Origin of the sequence: Pseudomonas extremaustralis (assembly GCF_900102035.1) — a bacterium.
GTDB lineage: Bacteria > Pseudomonadota > Gammaproteobacteria > Pseudomonadales > Pseudomonadaceae > Aquipseudomonas > Aquipseudomonas extremaustralis.
This window is the reverse complement of record NZ_LT629689.1, coordinates 2,524,588-2,540,364: the sequence shown is the minus strand read 5'-3', so window position 1 is coordinate 2,540,364 and position 15,777 is coordinate 2,524,588. Positions and strand designations below refer to the sequence as shown.

The window sequence follows — 15,777 nt, the reverse complement described above, 5'->3', positions numbered from 1 at the left end:
CCGGATCAGTGCCCGTTCCGCCTGTGCGGCGGAACGGGCCGGTTAGCGGTTAAGCCGGTTTACGCCAGTCATCCGAAGCTTCGGTGCCGGCCACCTCATGGCTCCAACTGACCTTGCGATAGGCCAGGCTGGTCTTGATCAGTTGGGTGTAGTTTTCGTTGCTGCTGTCTTGTGCGTGGGGCAGCACGGTGTGAATGTCGACGACGGTGGCATCCTCGAGTTTGGTGGTGAAGAAGTGCTCCTGTTTGCCGTCGCTCGAGGTGCGGAACCACTTGACCTCGACGGTCGGCAGCATCTCGCCGGTGGCCAAAGCCTGGTAAAGCATGGGCGAGGCTTTGCTCAGGGCGCTGGTGAAGATCAGCGGTTTATGTACTCGCTGGCCGGTCGGCTGACCGCTTTGCGGGTCGGTGGGGGTGGTGATCTGGTGGTCGATTTCCTGGGCGAGGATTTCGTCTTCGTGGCCTTCCACATAAACGTTGCCCACCGAGTCAGCGGTGAACGCGCCCTTGGTGATATGGCCCTGGTTTTTGCCGTGGATGCTGATGAATGCGGGTGTTGGCATGACAAGCTCCTTGTCGCGATGATTAAACGATCGTGAGGTCGTGGGTTCTGGCCAAAGAGGCCATGGCTTTACAGGCGCTCGGGCTGAGCACGCTGAAAATCGGTTACAGGTTGAGAATCCGTTCCAGGGACGCCAGCACTTCCTGAGTGATGCTGTTCAGGCGCAGGGAGTAGATCGTGTAGGCGCAGGTCAGCACGACAGCGGCCAACGCCCATGGCGTCCACAACGGCCACGCCCGCTTGATCCGGTAATTACGCGGCGCGACGTTTTTCAGCGGATCGGTCAGGCGTTTGGGGGCTTCACCCCGCAGTGGGCGCAACAGGCCGTGCAGTTGGTTGATGATCTTCTGTATTTCGTCATCGCCCTTGGTATGGGCGCCGTATTTACCTTTGAGGCCGGAGACCAGGCACTGGTACATGAACTCCAGCACGTGCTGGTACCGGGCTGCTTCGGGGAGCATGTTGTTCATGACGGTGAAGAACCTCTCACCGCCTCGGGTTTCCCCATGAAACTGGCTGAGCAATGAGCGTTCACTCCAACTGGAGAGCCTGCCCCAAGTCGTGCTCATGACCACCTCGTCCAGTAGCAGGCACAGGCTGTAGGAGTAGACCTTGAGCGTGCCGGCGTCGTAGTCGAGCTGGCCGACTTCTTCCATGATCGTGGTGATCTGGTTGCTGACGCTTCGATACAGCGCGGGCACATCGTCGTGCTGGTCCAGGCGGCGTAGGCGAATCACCAGGCCGATCAGGGGCGTGGCCGCATCGCACAGTGGGTTCCAGGCCAGGCCGCGCATGTCGAATTCGGGGTCTGCGAGCAGCGGTTCGGGCTTGGCCTGGCCCGCTACGGGGGCGGATTTCTTGCTGCTGGTGGCCGGGTGCAAATAGCTGGAGAGCCGGTTGCTGTTATCCGTCGGCGGCGTGGTTTCGCTGGGCGTGGACTCACTCATCTTTTTCACTCCGGATGGCCCAGAACTGCAACTCCAGCTCCGGGAATTTACCCGCGATATGGAAACCAAACCCGCTGCCGCTGCTCAGGCCTTGCCACGCAGGGTGATGGCGGTCGAGTTCGAAGTAGCTGAAACCGGCATGGAACGGCAGGTGCCGTGGCGCCACCGGCAACGGCATAAGCGGGATACCCGGCAGTTGCAGGCTGACCAGTTGCTCCAAGCCTTCGGTGGAGCTGATCTTGATCTGCTTGGGCAGTTCCTGGCATAGGGTCTGCGCGGGCAGTTCGGCCCGTACCGCGAGGATGAACTCGGCGTTGTCCAGCAGGCGCTTGTCGTGCAGGGCGGCAGTGCGAACGCCGTATTGCTGCATGACGATAGGCAGCGACACCGCACGCGGTTGTAGCACGGTGCCCAGGGCACGGCGCAACGTGTGTTCCAGAAGCTGGAAGGATTCGCGCAGGTTGTCGTGCTGGTACGCCGGATACTCCTGGGGCAGATGACCTTCATCGGTAAAGGTCACCAGTTCGCCGCAGGCCTGGGCCAGTGCGATGTACAGCCGTTCCGGGTGGACCTGGCGCTGGCGAGCCAGATGCTGAAACAGTGGAAACAAACGATTGAGGGTGTGCAGCAGGTTGAAGTCGGTGACATCCGCCACGCCGGACTGCCCTGGCGAGCCAATCCGCTGAGCCAGGTTCTTGGCCCGCTCACGCATCAGCCCGGCCACTTCACCCAAGTAGCGATGCAAAGCCGGCACCGCTTGCAGGGACACGCTGGTGGGGTAGAAGTGCTCGTCCATCACCAAACCGCCGTCCGGGCGCTTGTCTTTAATCCTGCCCAACGCGATGCCGGTAAAGGCACTGCGGTCGCTGCGGTCGAGCATCAATTGCAGGTTGGGCACGGCCAGGTCCATACCCACCTGGTCGCCGTCATCGCTGTGGGTATCGCGGATTTCCTCACGCAGGGCGATGTAACGGCTATTACCGTAGCGATCGGGCCAGCGCACTTCGAGTGCGCCGTTGGACCGCAGCGGTAGGGCCAGGTGGACAATCTGGTTCACTGCACTGCTGTCGGCAATTTCCAGGGGCGCGGGGGGCGCCAAATCGCGAGGGATATCGAACACGCTGCCATCGGGCATGATCCCGCGTGCCTTGGTGATGGCGACCTTGCCGAAGCTCAAATATTCGCTGTTCAACTCCAGCTCGCTGAAGCCGTAGAGGGCGTCGTTCAGACTGTGCACGCGCTGATGCACGGCGGCTTCGGCGGCGCGAGCCTGTTGCTGAAAGTGTTGGGGTTTGACGAACAAACCCTCATGCCAGATGACGGGGTTGCGTGAACTCATCGGTAATTACTCTGCGCAAAATCGGCTGAAAATGACGTCATCGGGTTTCCCCTTTGAGGCTGACCTGGGAGGCATCCAACTGCACCAGCACGGCGTACTGCCGGCCTTTGGGTTCAACGCGCAGATGCTGTTTCCACTGGCCGACCTCGCTGCTGTGGTAGTGGGCGATCACCGCGATAAACCGGGTGTCCTCATCCACGGGGCGCAGGTCGATAAACTTGAATTGGCCGGGCTGGAGCAGGTAGTCGTCGGCGCGGATATAGGTGCTGCCCAAGGCTTTTTTCAGGTCCTCGGCTATGGCCTGGGGGCTGGCGTTGACCAGCAGCGAGTCGTCGCTCAGTTGCAGGACCTTGAACGCGATAGGCGTGGCGACCTGCTGCAGCGTCGGGTTGCCCCAGGGCGTGGTCAGGCTTACACCCTGAGTTTGGTAGTGGCCCAGCAGCGCGTCTTCGAGGGGCGACATTGGCACCACGGGTGTGGGGGCCACGCTCAGCGGCGACTGGGCCGGTAGGTTTTGGTAAAGGTGGTTGAGCAGGGTTTGCACTTTGTCGGTCAGGGCCTGCGGGCTGCTCGCCTGAACGTTGAGGGTGTAAGGCGCGCGGCTTGCGTCTTCATCCGGTGCGGTACCGGTGCTGATCAGGCGCGGGTTGACGTGCTCGCTGGCGTGCAGGCTCAGGGAGTAGCGGCTGGGCTGATCGTCGGGGCCGCCGACCGGGATCGATGGGGTCCAGATCACCTGACCGAGCTTGCCGAGCATGGTGCAGCCGCCGAGGGTCAGGCAAGCGAGCAACAAGGATCCCAGGCGCAGGTTGCTGAACAGCGTGCCGGGACGTTTTGGAATCATCGGCTGAACTGCAGGCGGCTGCTTTAAGGGCGGCGTTGCTTGCAGTGCTCGCAGTGGATCGCCTTGCTCAGTCAAGTCCACAGGCCGGCAAAGGCGTTCGAACTCCGCGCAAGCCGCAGGTTGCGGGGCGGGCAAGGGACGACTCGGCACATCCTCGAGGTGCCAGGCTTGCAGGCCTTGCGGCTGGTCGCTGAACAGCTCATCGAGCGCGCGTGGGACGTGCTCGCCCAACTGCACCGCGACCCGGTACGCACCGATCTGCAACAAGTCGCCATCGTTCAGGCTCACTGCGGCATTGCGACCCAGTGGCAAGTCATGGCCATTGGCGTAAGTGCAGCCACTGCGGTCGATCACGCAGAAACGTCCTTCGACGACCCTTATTTCGCAATGATGGGGCTGAACGCTGTCGTGGCGATCCTCCAGGCGCCAATCCGCCGCGGCACTGCCGATGCTGCCACCCTGTGGACCAAACCGGTGACTGGGCAGATACCCGTGCAACAACTGCGCGGGATTGCTGATAACCAGCGTCAACTTCATGCACGCCCCCGAATCCGCACCACGGTGGGATGACGTTGTTCCTGATCTTCGATAAAGCTGGTCCAGCCCAGGTGGGTGCCGCTGTCGCGTTGCAGGTTGAAGGGCGGCACATCCTCTTCGCGCAGCCCCAGTTCCAGGTCGTAGGCAGTGACATCGCGCAGTAAAAAATCCATCAACTGGCGCAACCGCCCGAACTGCTCGCCACTGGGCAAAAACTGCCGAAATCGTGCCTGGGTCAGGTTGGGAATGACGAGGGTGAACTTACTGACGCGGGTCTTGCTGCGGTCACCCACCACAAAATCGTTGCCCAAGGTGCCGTTGGCCTTGCCCAGCGCCATGCGCTGACGCGGCGACAAACTCACCGAGCGCGCCTCGAATTCACGGATGTACACGCCGTGCAGGTCGAAGCAATGTTCGACAATGCCGGACACCACCGACGGTGAGCGGCTGCGACTAGCGATCAGCCCGGCAAAGCTCAACAGCCGCCCCCACGGCAGCGGTGTTGCGCCACGCAGATCGTTGTCGTTCAGCCCGATCATGGAAAACACATAACGTGAAAAGCGGTCGCTGGCCTCGGCCTGAAAGCGGATGTAGTAGCGGTACTTGCGCCAGCTGTGGTGCAGCAAGGTCAGCAAGCGATGATTGAAAAAGTCCATGAACGCTGGACGAATCCCGCGCTCCTGAGCCTGCTCGTAGGCCAGGCGATCCAGGTAATAACCGGGCAGCGGCGAGTCGGTGCCATGCAGCCCAAAGAAACTGGTGCGCAGGCGATAGCGCACGTCTTCGCGATCCTCCTCCACGCGTGCAGCGTCGACGATATCGGAGGCCGGAAAGCCCAGCCCCGCATGGCTTTGCAAGCGCACACGACGGCGCGCGGCGGCACTCAGGGGCTGCGCCTCCAGGTCATCGCCATGCAGGGCGTGCAAGTGCTCCAGCAGACGGTGAAACGAATAGTTCCGCGCGTCGGCCAGCAGCACATCGGCTAGATCACGGGTTGTCTGCCGGTCAACAGTGGCCATTCGTAGCGCTCGTTGTTAGTGGTATTGGTCACTTCCAGGCGATGGAAGGAATTGATGCTCGCGTAGAGGGCGAAGAAGTGCGAAAGCACGCTGGCGAACAGGTACAACTCGCCCTCGCACAGGAAGGCGTTCTGGTCCAGTTGCAGGCAGGTCTGCACACCTCGCACCGGCTGGCCTTTCATCAGCCAGTCGATAGGGGTAGTCACGGCTGCGTGGATGCCGTTGAGGCGTTTGCGGGTGGCTCGGGCTTGTTGCAGGTCATGCAAGGCGGCGAAGTCATAGGCGCGGATCACCGCCTTGAGCGGCTCGGCCGACAGCAGCGACAGGTAGTTCAACGACAGGTTGGATATCAGCGTCCAGTGCAGGCTGCTGTCCAGTACGGGTCGATAGCTTCGAGTCGGTGCAATCAGGTTGGTGTAAGTGGCAAACGACGGCGTGACCTCGGTGGACAGCGACACATCGCCCACATTCAGTAACTGCGGCAGGTCGCCATTGGTGCACGTCAGTTCGATGGACGCCGCCTCATGCTCGCCGATGTACAGGCTCTCATCACCGCGCACAAAGGCGATGCGATGGCGCAGGCCCTCGCGGCCGTGGGACTCCTCGAGATGGGTGCGAAAGTACAGGGCCGTGCGGCCCCGCGCATGTTCGATCTCATGCTGGAACGACTCGAACGGGGTAAAGCGCCGCAACGGGTCGCCCTTCCGCTCCTTGTCGGCGGCGTCCCAACCGGCCACCTGGTCGACGCTGAAAATCTCGTAGGCATCGGGGCGGTTGCCGCTGGGGCTGATACGTCGCTCCTGGGTGCGTCCGTCCAGCGCGACAGGGTTGGCATCGTGACGGAACAGGTTGACTGCCGGTGCGCAGTACAGATGCAGGTCACTGGTACGCAGGCGGATATCGGCTGGCATAGGCCGGCTGAACTGAAATTCAAAACGCAGGCTGGTGGCGCTGACATCCGGCCAAATGTGAGCCAGCCGCGTCAGGCTGAAAAAATGGAACCGCTGGGGGAATACAAAATATTCCTGCAGGATGCGGTAGCCATCGAACACATTGCGCGGGTAGGGCAGCAACGCCTCTTCGGGAGTGAAGCCGGGGAAGCCGATATCCTTGGCCGACAGGCGATAGCTTTGGTCATCGATGTGCAGCATGACGCTGTCCAGGTAATGGGCGAGCCATAGGTACAGGGTCAGCGCGGTGGCGTTATCGCCTCCCAGATGAAAATCCAACTGATCGCAGCCCATGCTGGTCAGCGGTTGCTCCGTCAACAGCTTGAGGTCGATGCGCATCACCGAGGCCTCACGACTGTGGGCGTCGCTGACTTCTTGTAAGACCAACGGGTACAGGTTGACGTCGGTGCAGGTGCGGAACTGACAGGAAATGCCGTTCACCGGTTTGGCAAACAGTGACGTTCCCTTGGGAATCACCTGGCGCCGGCTGATCGCATTCGGCAGTGGTGCAAAACGGATGATGGTCGCGCTGGGCAAGGGGCGCAGATAGGTGGGCCAGAGCATCTGCAACAGCGGATGGGTCAGTTCCGGCAAGTCGTCGTCGATCTTCAGCCCCAGCTTGGCGGTAAGGAAGGCAAACCCCTCCAGCAGCCGCTCCACGTCCGGGTCGCCCGCCTGATCGCCGAGAAATTGCGCCAGTTGGGGGTTGTCCTCGGCAAACTCGCGGCCGAGTTCGCGCAGGTAGCGCAACTCCTCGGCAAAGCGTTGTTTCAAGTCCATCGCATCCTCATCTCACGCGGGTGTAGCCGTCGCGGCCCTGCATGGCCACCTCGATCTGCACCTGTTCTTCCTTGTGATTGACCCGCACCTGGCAATCCAGGCGAAAGTTCAGCTCCAGCGGCAGGTCCGGGTCGGGCCGATAGCGCACGCCCGTCACTGTGATACGTGGCTCAAATGCTTCCACCGAGCGCCGGATATCGGCGCTGATGGCCACCACCAGGTCACTGCTGGCCTGGGTGACCCCGTTGAAGTCGCGCAGGCCCAGTTCAGGGCTGCTTTGTGAGCAGCCCTGGCGTGAGTTGAGCACCTGTTCCAAGTGACGTTTGATCGCTTCGACACGCTGGTGTGCCTGTTCATCCTCGCTGCCTGGGCGGTAGCGCGGTGCATCGGGTTCCAGGCGTTCGAACAGGCTGCCACGCACTTATTGGGTGTCCAGCCGACCGACCAGCGAGATCTCGAAGTTGGCGCCCATGTACTTGAAGTGCGGGCGCACCGCTAAGGACACCTGGTACCAACCCGGATTGCCGGCCACGTCCTGGACTTCAATTTTCGCGGCGCGCAGTGGGCGACGGCTGCGTACATCGGTCGATGGGTTTTCCTGATCGGCGATGTATTGCTTGAGCCATCGATTCAGTTCGCGCTCCAGGTCCTGGCGTTCTTTCCAACTGCCAATCTGTTCGCGTTGCAGCACCTTGATGTAGTGGGCGAGGCGATTGACGATAAACAGGTACGGCAACTGAGTGCCGAGCTTGTAGTTGGTCTGGGCTTCCTGGCCTTCGCGGGTCTTGGGAAAGGTCTTGGGTTTTTGCACCGAATTGGCGGAGAAGAACGCCGCGTTGTCGCTGTCCTTGCGCATGGTCAGCGGGATGAAACCGGCTTCGGCCAGCTCGAATTCCTTGCGGTCGGAAATCAGCACTTCGGTGGGGATCTTGGCCTGCAACTGGCCGAAGGATTCGTATAAGTGCACCGGCAGATCGTCTACCGCACCGCCGGACTGCGGGCCGATGATGTTCGGGCACCAGCGATAGCGGGCGAAACTGTCGGTAATGCGTGAAGCCATCAGGAACGCGGTGTTGCCCCACAGGTAATTGTCGTGATTGCCATCGACGGTTTCGTCATAGCCGAAGCTGCGGGTCGAGTTGTCTTCGGTGCTGTAGGGGGGGCGTAGCAAGAAGCGTGGCAGGGTCAGGGCCAGATGGCGGGCATCCTCGGATTCACGCAGGCCGCGCCATTTGGTGTGGCGTGGGCCGTCGAAAATATCGCTGATTTCCTTGAGGTCGGGCAGCCCCTGGAAACCTTCCAGGTTGAACAACTCCGGGCCTGCCGCCGAGACGAACGGCGCATGGGACATGGCGCCGATGGAGGCCATGTAGCTGAGCAACTTGATGTCCGGCGAGCTGGGGCCAAAGGTGTAGTTGCCAACGATGGCGCCCACCGGCTCGCCGCCAAACTGGCCGTAGCCGGCAGTGTAGACGTGCTTGTACAAGCCGCTGCGGGTGATGTCGCCAGCGTTGTCAAAATCGTCCAGCAGCTCCTCTTTGGTGACATGCAGCATTTCCAGCTTGATGTTCTCGCGAAAATCCGTGCGATCCACCAGCAACTTAAGTCCACGCCACGCCGACTCCAGTTGCTGGAACTGCGGCTGATGCAGGATCACATCCATCTGCTTGCTCAACGTAAGGTCGATCTCGGTAATCATCTGATCGACCCGGTACTTGTTGACCGGCTGCTGATGGTCGCCGCTTTGCAGGATTTCGCTGATGAACGCAGCAACGCCATGGCGAGCGACCGCATAGCCTTCCTGGGAAGGGCGAATGGTGGTGTTGGCCAGCAGTTGGTCGAGCAACGACGGTGGTTCGTCAACCACCAATACTTGGGCAGCAGTGCTTTCCATAGGCATGGGGAATACTCCGTTGAGAAGGGCGTTCAAATCAGTTGTTTGGCGCGTCGAGCACCAGGTTCAATTCACTGGCCAGGCGTTGACGGGTGGTTGCATCGGTCAGCAGGTTTTGCAGGTGTTTGCGAAAGGCCGGGACGTTGCCCATCGGGCCTTTGAGCGCAACTAAGGCTTCGCGCAACTCCAGCAATTTATTCAGTTCCGGTACTTGGCGGGCGACAGCGTCGGGGCCGAAGTCATTGATGTTGTTGAATTGAAGTTGCAGGTTCAGATCAGTGTCGTGATCGTTGTTCAGAACGGAGGGGACTGCCATGTCTAGAGCAACTTCGGCTTTGGTCAGCACTTCATTGAACGTGTCTTTATCTATTCGGACGGATTGCCGGTCTTCAAGGGCCGTTAGTTCGCCGTGGCCTTTGAAGTCGCCAGTGATGAGTAACTTCAACGGCAACTCGACTTCGGCCTGTTGATCGCCCGTGGCCGGGACATACCTGATGTTGATGCGTTCTTTGGGGGCGACAGAACCCTGAGTTTTCGACATGAGAAGAATCCTTTCACGTAAGGTCGGCGTATTAAAAACAGCTGTTTCAAGTTTTGTCTTGTAGGACGCTAGGGACGCGAATCGTGGGTGTTGGACGTAAGAAAATTCGTTTTTGTTGTTTTGGTATTTTTCCTACATTGCGTGGAGATTGTGTCTGAGGGATGGCTCTGTTTATTCGGTCTTGAGCCAGAAGTTGCATGCCTTTTACTTGCCTATCAAATAGATATCGGGTGACGCTCGTAAAGTTGGTCGAGCAAACTTTTCAGGCTGATCTCGTTAGTTCGGAAGTTGAAAAATATCCGGGTCGGATTTCGATGCGGCAAATCAGGAGGCGTTGATGCACAACGGATGGCGGGGATGGAAAGGGGGGCTTTGCCTTACAGCTATGGTCGTAATGGAGGCGCAGTCGGCCACACAAGAATGTCCTTCCATCGTCTCGCCCTTGAAGCGCCTGGAGTGTTTTGATCTGGCCGCCGGCACACCCGTCCATCACGCACCGGCCGCGACACGCGCACTTGGCCGGGTACTGCCGATTGTGGATCTGGTCCAGCGCAATGAAACCAAGCGTCCACCCGAGGATCAGCGTTTCCTGTTGTCGTCGTTTCCGGAGCCGGACAACGACCAGCAACACCGGCTGGTGATCTCGGCCCCCGCCTTGGGCGCCTTGCCGCCTCGGCCTTACCTGGCTATCAGCTGCGAATCGAAAATTTCCCGCCTGCAACTGGTGCTGGATGAACCGGCCAGACCCAACAAAATTCGCATCCAACTGTTCAAGGACGAGCGTCCGGTCTCCGAGGCCTACCAGTGGCAAGTGCTGGACGATGCCGGCCTGGTGGTCGATGCCGGGCGCGGACTGCAAGCGATTTCCTTGTTGCGCAACATGGGTGGCGGCCAACGCCTGCGACTGGAAAGTGACTACCCTCGGTTGCACGGTCTGGTTTTCGACGCTGAAGGGCTGGGCGACCTGATCAAGCAGGAGCGCCAAGCATGTCGCTGGTGATCGACGTTCCGGCGGACATCGTCAAGCGCCTGTTGACCCCCATCGACCCTGGGCAACCCGCCGGGCATTTCGATCTGGAGGACGAAACCTACCAGGCCATCGACCAGGAAATGGTCAAGCTCGGCGGCTTGCGTGAAGGCGACATTGACTGGCCGTATATCGACGAAGCCTCCCGCCAATACTTGGCGATTCAATGCAAGCACTGGCGCATCATCGGTCATTTGCAAGCCGTGTGGCTGCGCACCCGGCAATGGGCGCGCTGGGCCGACGCCCTGGGCTTGATCGCCGGCATGGTCGAACTGTATTGGGACAGTGCCTACCCCAAGCCTGGCCCGACCGGCTATTTGAACAAACGCAAGCAGGTGCAGCGTCTGCTGGGCGACATTGGGCGGGTGTTGCCGACCCTGGAGCGCAGCAGTTTTGAACCGGCCTATCAAGCCGCGGCGGAATTGGCCCTGGCCAATCTGCAGCGGTGCGTCGAAAGCGCCAAACTCGACCCCGCGCCGTTGGACGCGTTGCAACGCCAGTTGGACAAATACAGCGAGCCGGTGGTTGCCACTGAACCCAGCCGCGTGGCGACCTCCGGCAATGCTCTGGATTCAGCATTTTTCACCAGCCCCAAACCGCAAGCGCCGAGCAATGAGCGCGAACAGCGCCGCGCCCTGTTGAGCATGGCCGAGCAGATCAACCAGCAAGACCCCTACGACCCCACCGGCTACCAATTACGACGCTTGGGCCTGTGGTCGCATTTGCGCACCGCGCCTCTCATCACCCGCGACCGCCGTACTGAATTGACCGCCGTGCCCAAGGATATCGTCGACGGCTACCAGGACGCGTTGAACCACAATGCCCTGGACCCGAACCTGCTGCTGCGCGTGGAAAAAAGCGTCTGCGCCTCGCCGTACTGGTTGCGCGGCAGCTACCTGGCCGCCCAGGTCGCCTCGCGCCTGGCCATGGAGCAAGTGGCCGCTGCCATCCGCCAGACCTGCGAGCGTTTCGTCTGCCGCCTGCCCGCGCTGCTGGAGCTGTGTTTCAGCGACGGCACGCCGTTCGTTGATGCACAAACCCAGGCGTGGATCACCGGTGCCGATCAGACACAAGCCACTGGCAGCCCGGTGCAGGAGTACGCCAGCCTGCGCGACCAACTGACCACCCAACTCAACACCGAAGGCGTCGAAGTGGTGTTGCTGCGCCTGCAGGACCTGCACGCCACCCACGACGCCCCGCGCCAGCGCAGCTACGCCACGGTGATTGCCGCCGACCTGCTGGCATCGCGTGGTCTGGCGTGGCTGGCGAACGATCTGTACGCCAGCGTTGCGCGGCTGATGCGCGATACCACGGCCCAGGACTGGGAGCCGGAGTTATTTCGGAAGGTGGCCGCCGTCATCAGTGAGCGTAAGGATTAACCCGCATGCCCCGTCAAAGCGACCTGCATTACACCTTCAAACCGCTGCGGGGCGATCCCTTCGAAGTGGTTGCGTTCACCCTCGAAGAAGGTCTCTCTCAACCTTTCAAGCTTGAACTGGAGCTGGTCAGTCACCTCCCGGCCATCGACTTCTACCGCATGCTCGATCTCGCCGCGGTGTTCACCATTTGGCGTCATGACACCCCGGTGCGCTACGTCCACGGCCTGGTCAGCCTGTTTCAGCAGGGCGACACCGGCTTTCGTCGCACCCGTTACACCGCGGTGGTCGAGCCCACCCTGGCGCGCTTCGGCCTGCGTTCCAACTGGCGCATCTTCCAGGGCCAGACCGCGCCCGACATCATCACCCACGTATTGGCCGAGCAAAATCTGAGCGACCTGCGCAGCGACATCTGCTCCGGGCACCAACCCCGCGAATACTGCGTGCAAGCCGGCGAAACCGACCTCGACTTCATCGCCCGCCTCGCCGCCGAGGAAGGCCTGCTCTACACCTTCGAACACCGCGCCGACGGCCACACCCTGGTCCTCACCGACCGCGTCGGTGGACTCGGCACCCTCGGCACCCACGCTGACTGCCCGGTGATCTACCAACCGATAGCCGGCGGCGATACCACGCAACCGGCACTGAGCCGCTTCCACTACACCGAACAAGTGCGCACCGCCGTGCAGGTGCAGCGCGACTACACCTTCACCCACCCGCGCTACAACCAGCAGCACACCGCCACCGGCGGCCAGGACCTGAACAACCAGCACAAGGACTACGAACGCTACGACTATCCCGGTCGCTACAAACGCGACATCGCCGGCAAGCCCTTTACCCAGACCCGTCTGGCGGCGCTGCGCAACGACGCCAAGCTGGCGCAGCTGGAAGGCGACGATGAACGCCTGCAACCGGGGTTGGCGTTCGATCTAAGCGATCACCCGCGCGAAGACTTCAACGACCGTTGGCGCACCATCGCCATCAAACACCAGGGCAAACAGCACACCAGCTTGCAGGAAGAGTCATTCGGCAGCGGCCCCGGCACATCCTATGAAATGCAGGCCAGCGCCATCCGCTGCACCTCTGACTGGAAAGCCCCGCTGCGCGACAAACCCTGCATCGACGGCCCGCAGATCGCCACGGTGGTCGGCCCGCCGGGGGAAGAGATCTATTGCGATGAATGGGGCCGGGTCAAGGTGCAGTTCCCCTGGGATCGCTCGGACCAAAACAACGACCAGCGTTCGTGCTGGATTCGGGTGGCGCAGGGTTGGGCGGGAGCGACATGGGGCGCCATGGCGATTCCCCGTGTCGGCCAGGAACTGATCATCAGCTACCTCGACGGCGATCCGGACCAACCCATCGCCACGGGTCGCACTTACCGCGCGACCAATCTGCCGCCGTATGAGCTGCCCAAACACAAGACGCGGATGACCATCAAGAGCCGAACCCACAAGGGCGAAGGGTTCAATGAGCTGCGCTTTGAAGATGAGCTGGGTCACCAGGAGGTGTTTATCCATGCCGAAAAAGACAAGAACGTCCATATCAAACACAACAACGGCATCTTCGTCGGCAATGACCGCAAGGAGCGGGTCGAACACAACGAAACCGTGTCCATCGGCGATCACCGCACTGAAGACGTCGGCCAGAACGAAACCATCAGCATCGGCGCCAACCGCAGCGTGACCATCGGCGGCAACAAGACCGAGACCATCAAGCTGGCTAAAGCTGAAACCATTGGTTTGGCCAAGGCGTTGACTGTTGGTGCGGCTTATCAGCGGACAGTGGGTGGGGCCATGAATACAACGGTGGGCCTCAGCCAGAGTGAGCAAGTTGGGCTGAACAAATCGGAGTGCATCGGACATACCTACGCTATCGATGTCGAAGATGAATTTTCGATTGTGGTGGGTAAATCAATTCTGGTGATGAAGTCTGACGGCACCGTTCTTATCAACGGCTGTACGTTCGACTTCAGTGCCACTGGGGCAGTCCTCATCAGCGGCGCTGAGGTGGATCTCAATATCAAGCTGGCGGAGCACGACAGCTCGATACTCATCCACCGACCGCCGCTTGAGTTGCATTACACCTATGACGATTTGAAGCCTGAGGTCGGGGCACTGTATCGAGTTGACTTTGAGGACGGCACGCAGAGAACCGGCAAGCTCGATGATCAGGGGACTGCGCTAATCGACAACCCTCCAGGCGCGGGAGTGGCCTATTTCGGCTATGACATCAGACAACCGTTTCCCACCAACAAACAGACAAAAAATGACGTGTTTGGCCTTTTACCCAATACGCCGGGGGAGGCGGAGCAAACCATTGAACGCTACCGGCGGCAAGAAGAGGAACACCGACAAAACACTTACTTTGCCGATGAGATTGAGGCGCTAGAGGCTGGCCGTCTGGACTACGACGACATGATTGAAAGCTATGCCTACGCTGAGGACCCCGTCAGTGATGAATCAGATCCCGTAACATCGGGTGAGCATGAACAGGTTTCCTTGGCGATTGATCAAGGAGACGTGTCATGAGTCACTCCAGCACTTCCCGCCTTGAAGACGACACCTTCCTGCAGATCCTCACCTGGGTCGAAGAGGTCGTTGAAGGGCGCGGTGCGTCGTTGGCGCAGATGATGGTCAGCACCGTATTGGGCCTGATCCCGTTTGTGGGCCAGGCAGTCGATGCATACAACATCTTGCGTTGTCTTTATCAACTCACGCGCACCCCTGACAGCGGGCAACACTGGCTCGATCTGGTGCTGTCGTTGGTGGCCCTGGTGCCGGGATTTGGCGATGCACTGAAAAACGTATTCAACATGCTGCGTCACGGCAAACCCATGGGGCGCATTCTCGACAGCTTGCCGCGCCATGTGCGCGGCGATATCGAAACGTGGTTTCGCCAACTGGATTGGACGCGCTACACCGCCGAGATCATCCAGAACCTCGACGCGATTCTGTCCGGGCTGATCAACATGCTCAGTCGCAGCCTGTCGACCTGGGCGTTGGGGCGTAAGGGCGTGCCTCGCCTGATCGAACAGTTGCGCCAGCTTCAGGATATGGCCCAGCGCCAGATCACCGAAGCGATGAACACCCTCAAACGCGCTCACCAAAAAGCCCTGGCCGATCCGTTGCCCAACACCACGGCGCGCACACCTGCTGCGCCTGGAGGAAGCAGGGCGCCTGCGCCCAACAGCCAAGCGAGCGGCAATGTCACGACCCCCACGGCCGGTACTCAATTGCCGGCTCAAGGGCGGGTGACGGCACAACAGAGGCAGAGCGAACGCTCCAGTCAAAGGCCCCATCAGATCAGCGTCTCGGGCGAACACATCACCGATTACTACTTCGTCAAACGTCAGCGCCGTCGGGCCAAGGTCAACCATCGCGGCAAGTTGTACGAAATGAGCCAGCCAGGGCATCGGGGTATTGACCATGTGTGGCATGGCGGCGGCTTGCCGGTGGGTTATCGCATCAGCGACACCAAGGGCACGGGTGGCGCGTTTCACAAACTGGAAACAGCCAAGGCGGTGTTTGCCGGGCTGGAGTACGGGATTGATGCGTACTTGGGGATGGACGATGAAAAACGCGTGGAACGAGCGGTGAACAAACCCACGGTGGGGGATGGGCGACAGCTGAGTCATAAGTGGATTGCAGCGAAGATTCGGGATGCTCAGTTGGTTGAGCAGCACACGTTGGTTCTGGGGCGGCAGATTGAAGCGTGGAGGAGCGTCGAGTTCAAGATGGGGGCTGAAACCCGTCTCGAAAACGGTGAAGCCACTCGCCAGTTAGTGAAGTGCCCCTACGACCGCAGCCTGATTACGGTGGTTGGCCCCAACCACAACCTGCACGAACGAGCTAAGGGGGCCGTCACGCCCAAATGCTGCAAAGCCTCAGTGTCGCATCAGATCGGCACCGAGTTTGTTTTACCTACTCAGATGCTACGAGAGTAATTCCATGAAGAAACTTCCC

Annotated in this window: 13 protein-coding genes; 4 read left to right on the top strand and 9 right to left on the bottom strand. The window is 60.4% G+C overall.

What is annotated here, in order from left to right; genetic code table 11:
* Positions 1-49: 49 nt before the first annotated feature.
* From BLR63_RS11515 to tssB, 9 genes are all read right to left on the bottom strand, one after another.
* Entirely contained in the window at positions 50-562 is a 513-nt protein-coding gene (locus BLR63_RS11515; RefSeq protein WP_010567982.1) for an Hcp family type VI secretion system effector, read from the bottom strand.
* Between the two features lie 103 nt (positions 563-665).
* Positions 666-1,508 (bottom strand): type IVB secretion system protein IcmH/DotU, encoded by an 843-nt coding sequence (gene icmH, locus BLR63_RS11510; protein WP_010567983.1) that lies wholly within the window; start codon positions 1,506-1,508, stop codon positions 666-668.
* Positions 1,501-2,847 carry a type VI secretion system baseplate subunit TssK gene (gene tssK / locus BLR63_RS11505; protein WP_010567984.1) on the bottom strand — a complete coding sequence of 449 codons (1,347 nt, stop codon included), beginning with the start codon at positions 2,845-2,847 and terminating at the stop codon, positions 1,501-1,503. The genes icmH and tssK overlap by 8 nt, the downstream gene beginning before the upstream one ends.
* A 37-nt stretch (positions 2,848-2,884) precedes the next feature.
* The gene (gene tssJ, locus BLR63_RS11500) at positions 2,885-4,228 is read right to left on the bottom strand and encodes a type VI secretion system lipoprotein TssJ (RefSeq protein ID WP_010567985.1); all 1,344 of its coding nucleotides are present in this window, start codon (positions 4,226-4,228) and stop codon (positions 2,885-2,887) included.
* Complete coding sequence (gene tssG, locus BLR63_RS11495) at positions 4,225-5,247, bottom strand: type VI secretion system baseplate subunit TssG (protein WP_010567986.1); 1,023 nt, start codon at positions 5,245-5,247, stop codon at positions 4,225-4,227. The genes tssJ and tssG overlap by 4 nt, the downstream gene beginning before the upstream one ends.
* Entirely contained in the window at positions 5,211-6,977 is a 1,767-nt protein-coding gene (gene tssF, locus BLR63_RS11490; RefSeq protein WP_010567987.1) for a type VI secretion system baseplate subunit TssF, read from the bottom strand. The genes tssG and tssF overlap by 37 nt, the downstream gene beginning before the upstream one ends.
* Positions 6,978-6,984: 7 nt before the next feature.
* A complete protein-coding gene (gene tssE / locus BLR63_RS11485) occupies positions 6,985-7,398 on the bottom strand; it encodes a type VI secretion system baseplate subunit TssE (RefSeq protein WP_010567988.1) in 414 nt (137 codons plus the stop codon).
* A complete protein-coding gene (gene tssC / locus BLR63_RS11480; RefSeq protein ID WP_010567989.1) occupies positions 7,399-8,871 on the bottom strand; it encodes a type VI secretion system contractile sheath large subunit in 1,473 nt (490 codons plus the stop codon).
* A gap of 37 nt (positions 8,872-8,908) precedes the next feature.
* Positions 8,909-9,412 carry a type VI secretion system contractile sheath small subunit gene (gene tssB, locus BLR63_RS11475; RefSeq protein ID WP_010567990.1) on the bottom strand — a complete coding sequence of 168 codons (504 nt, stop codon included), beginning with the start codon at positions 9,410-9,412 and terminating at the stop codon, positions 8,909-8,911.
* A gap of 337 nt (positions 9,413-9,749) precedes the next feature.
* Between tssB and vasI the strand changes: the two genes are divergently transcribed.
* The 4 genes from vasI to BLR63_RS11455 are packed head-to-tail and all read left to right on the top strand — an operon-like array spanning position 9,750 to position 15,758.
* Positions 9,750-10,412, top strand: coding sequence for a type VI secretion system-associated protein VasI (vasI, locus tag BLR63_RS11470; RefSeq protein WP_231998164.1), 663 nt, complete (start codon positions 9,750-9,752; stop codon positions 10,410-10,412).
* The gene (gene tssA / locus BLR63_RS11465) at positions 10,400-11,818 is read left to right on the top strand and encodes a type VI secretion system protein TssA (protein WP_010567992.1); all 1,419 of its coding nucleotides are present in this window, start codon (positions 10,400-10,402) and stop codon (positions 11,816-11,818) included. The genes vasI and tssA overlap by 13 nt, the downstream gene beginning before the upstream one ends.
* A gap of 5 nt (positions 11,819-11,823) precedes the next feature.
* Positions 11,824-14,343 (top strand): type VI secretion system Vgr family protein, encoded by a 2,520-nt coding sequence (locus tag BLR63_RS11460; RefSeq protein ID WP_231998163.1) that lies wholly within the window; start codon positions 11,824-11,826, stop codon positions 14,341-14,343.
* Positions 14,340-15,758 carry a hypothetical protein gene (locus BLR63_RS11455; protein ID WP_010567556.1) on the top strand — a complete coding sequence of 473 codons (1,419 nt, stop codon included), beginning with the start codon at positions 14,340-14,342 and terminating at the stop codon, positions 15,756-15,758. Before BLR63_RS11460 ends, BLR63_RS11455 begins: the two co-directional genes overlap by 4 nt.
* Positions 15,759-15,777: the final 19 nt, after the last annotated feature.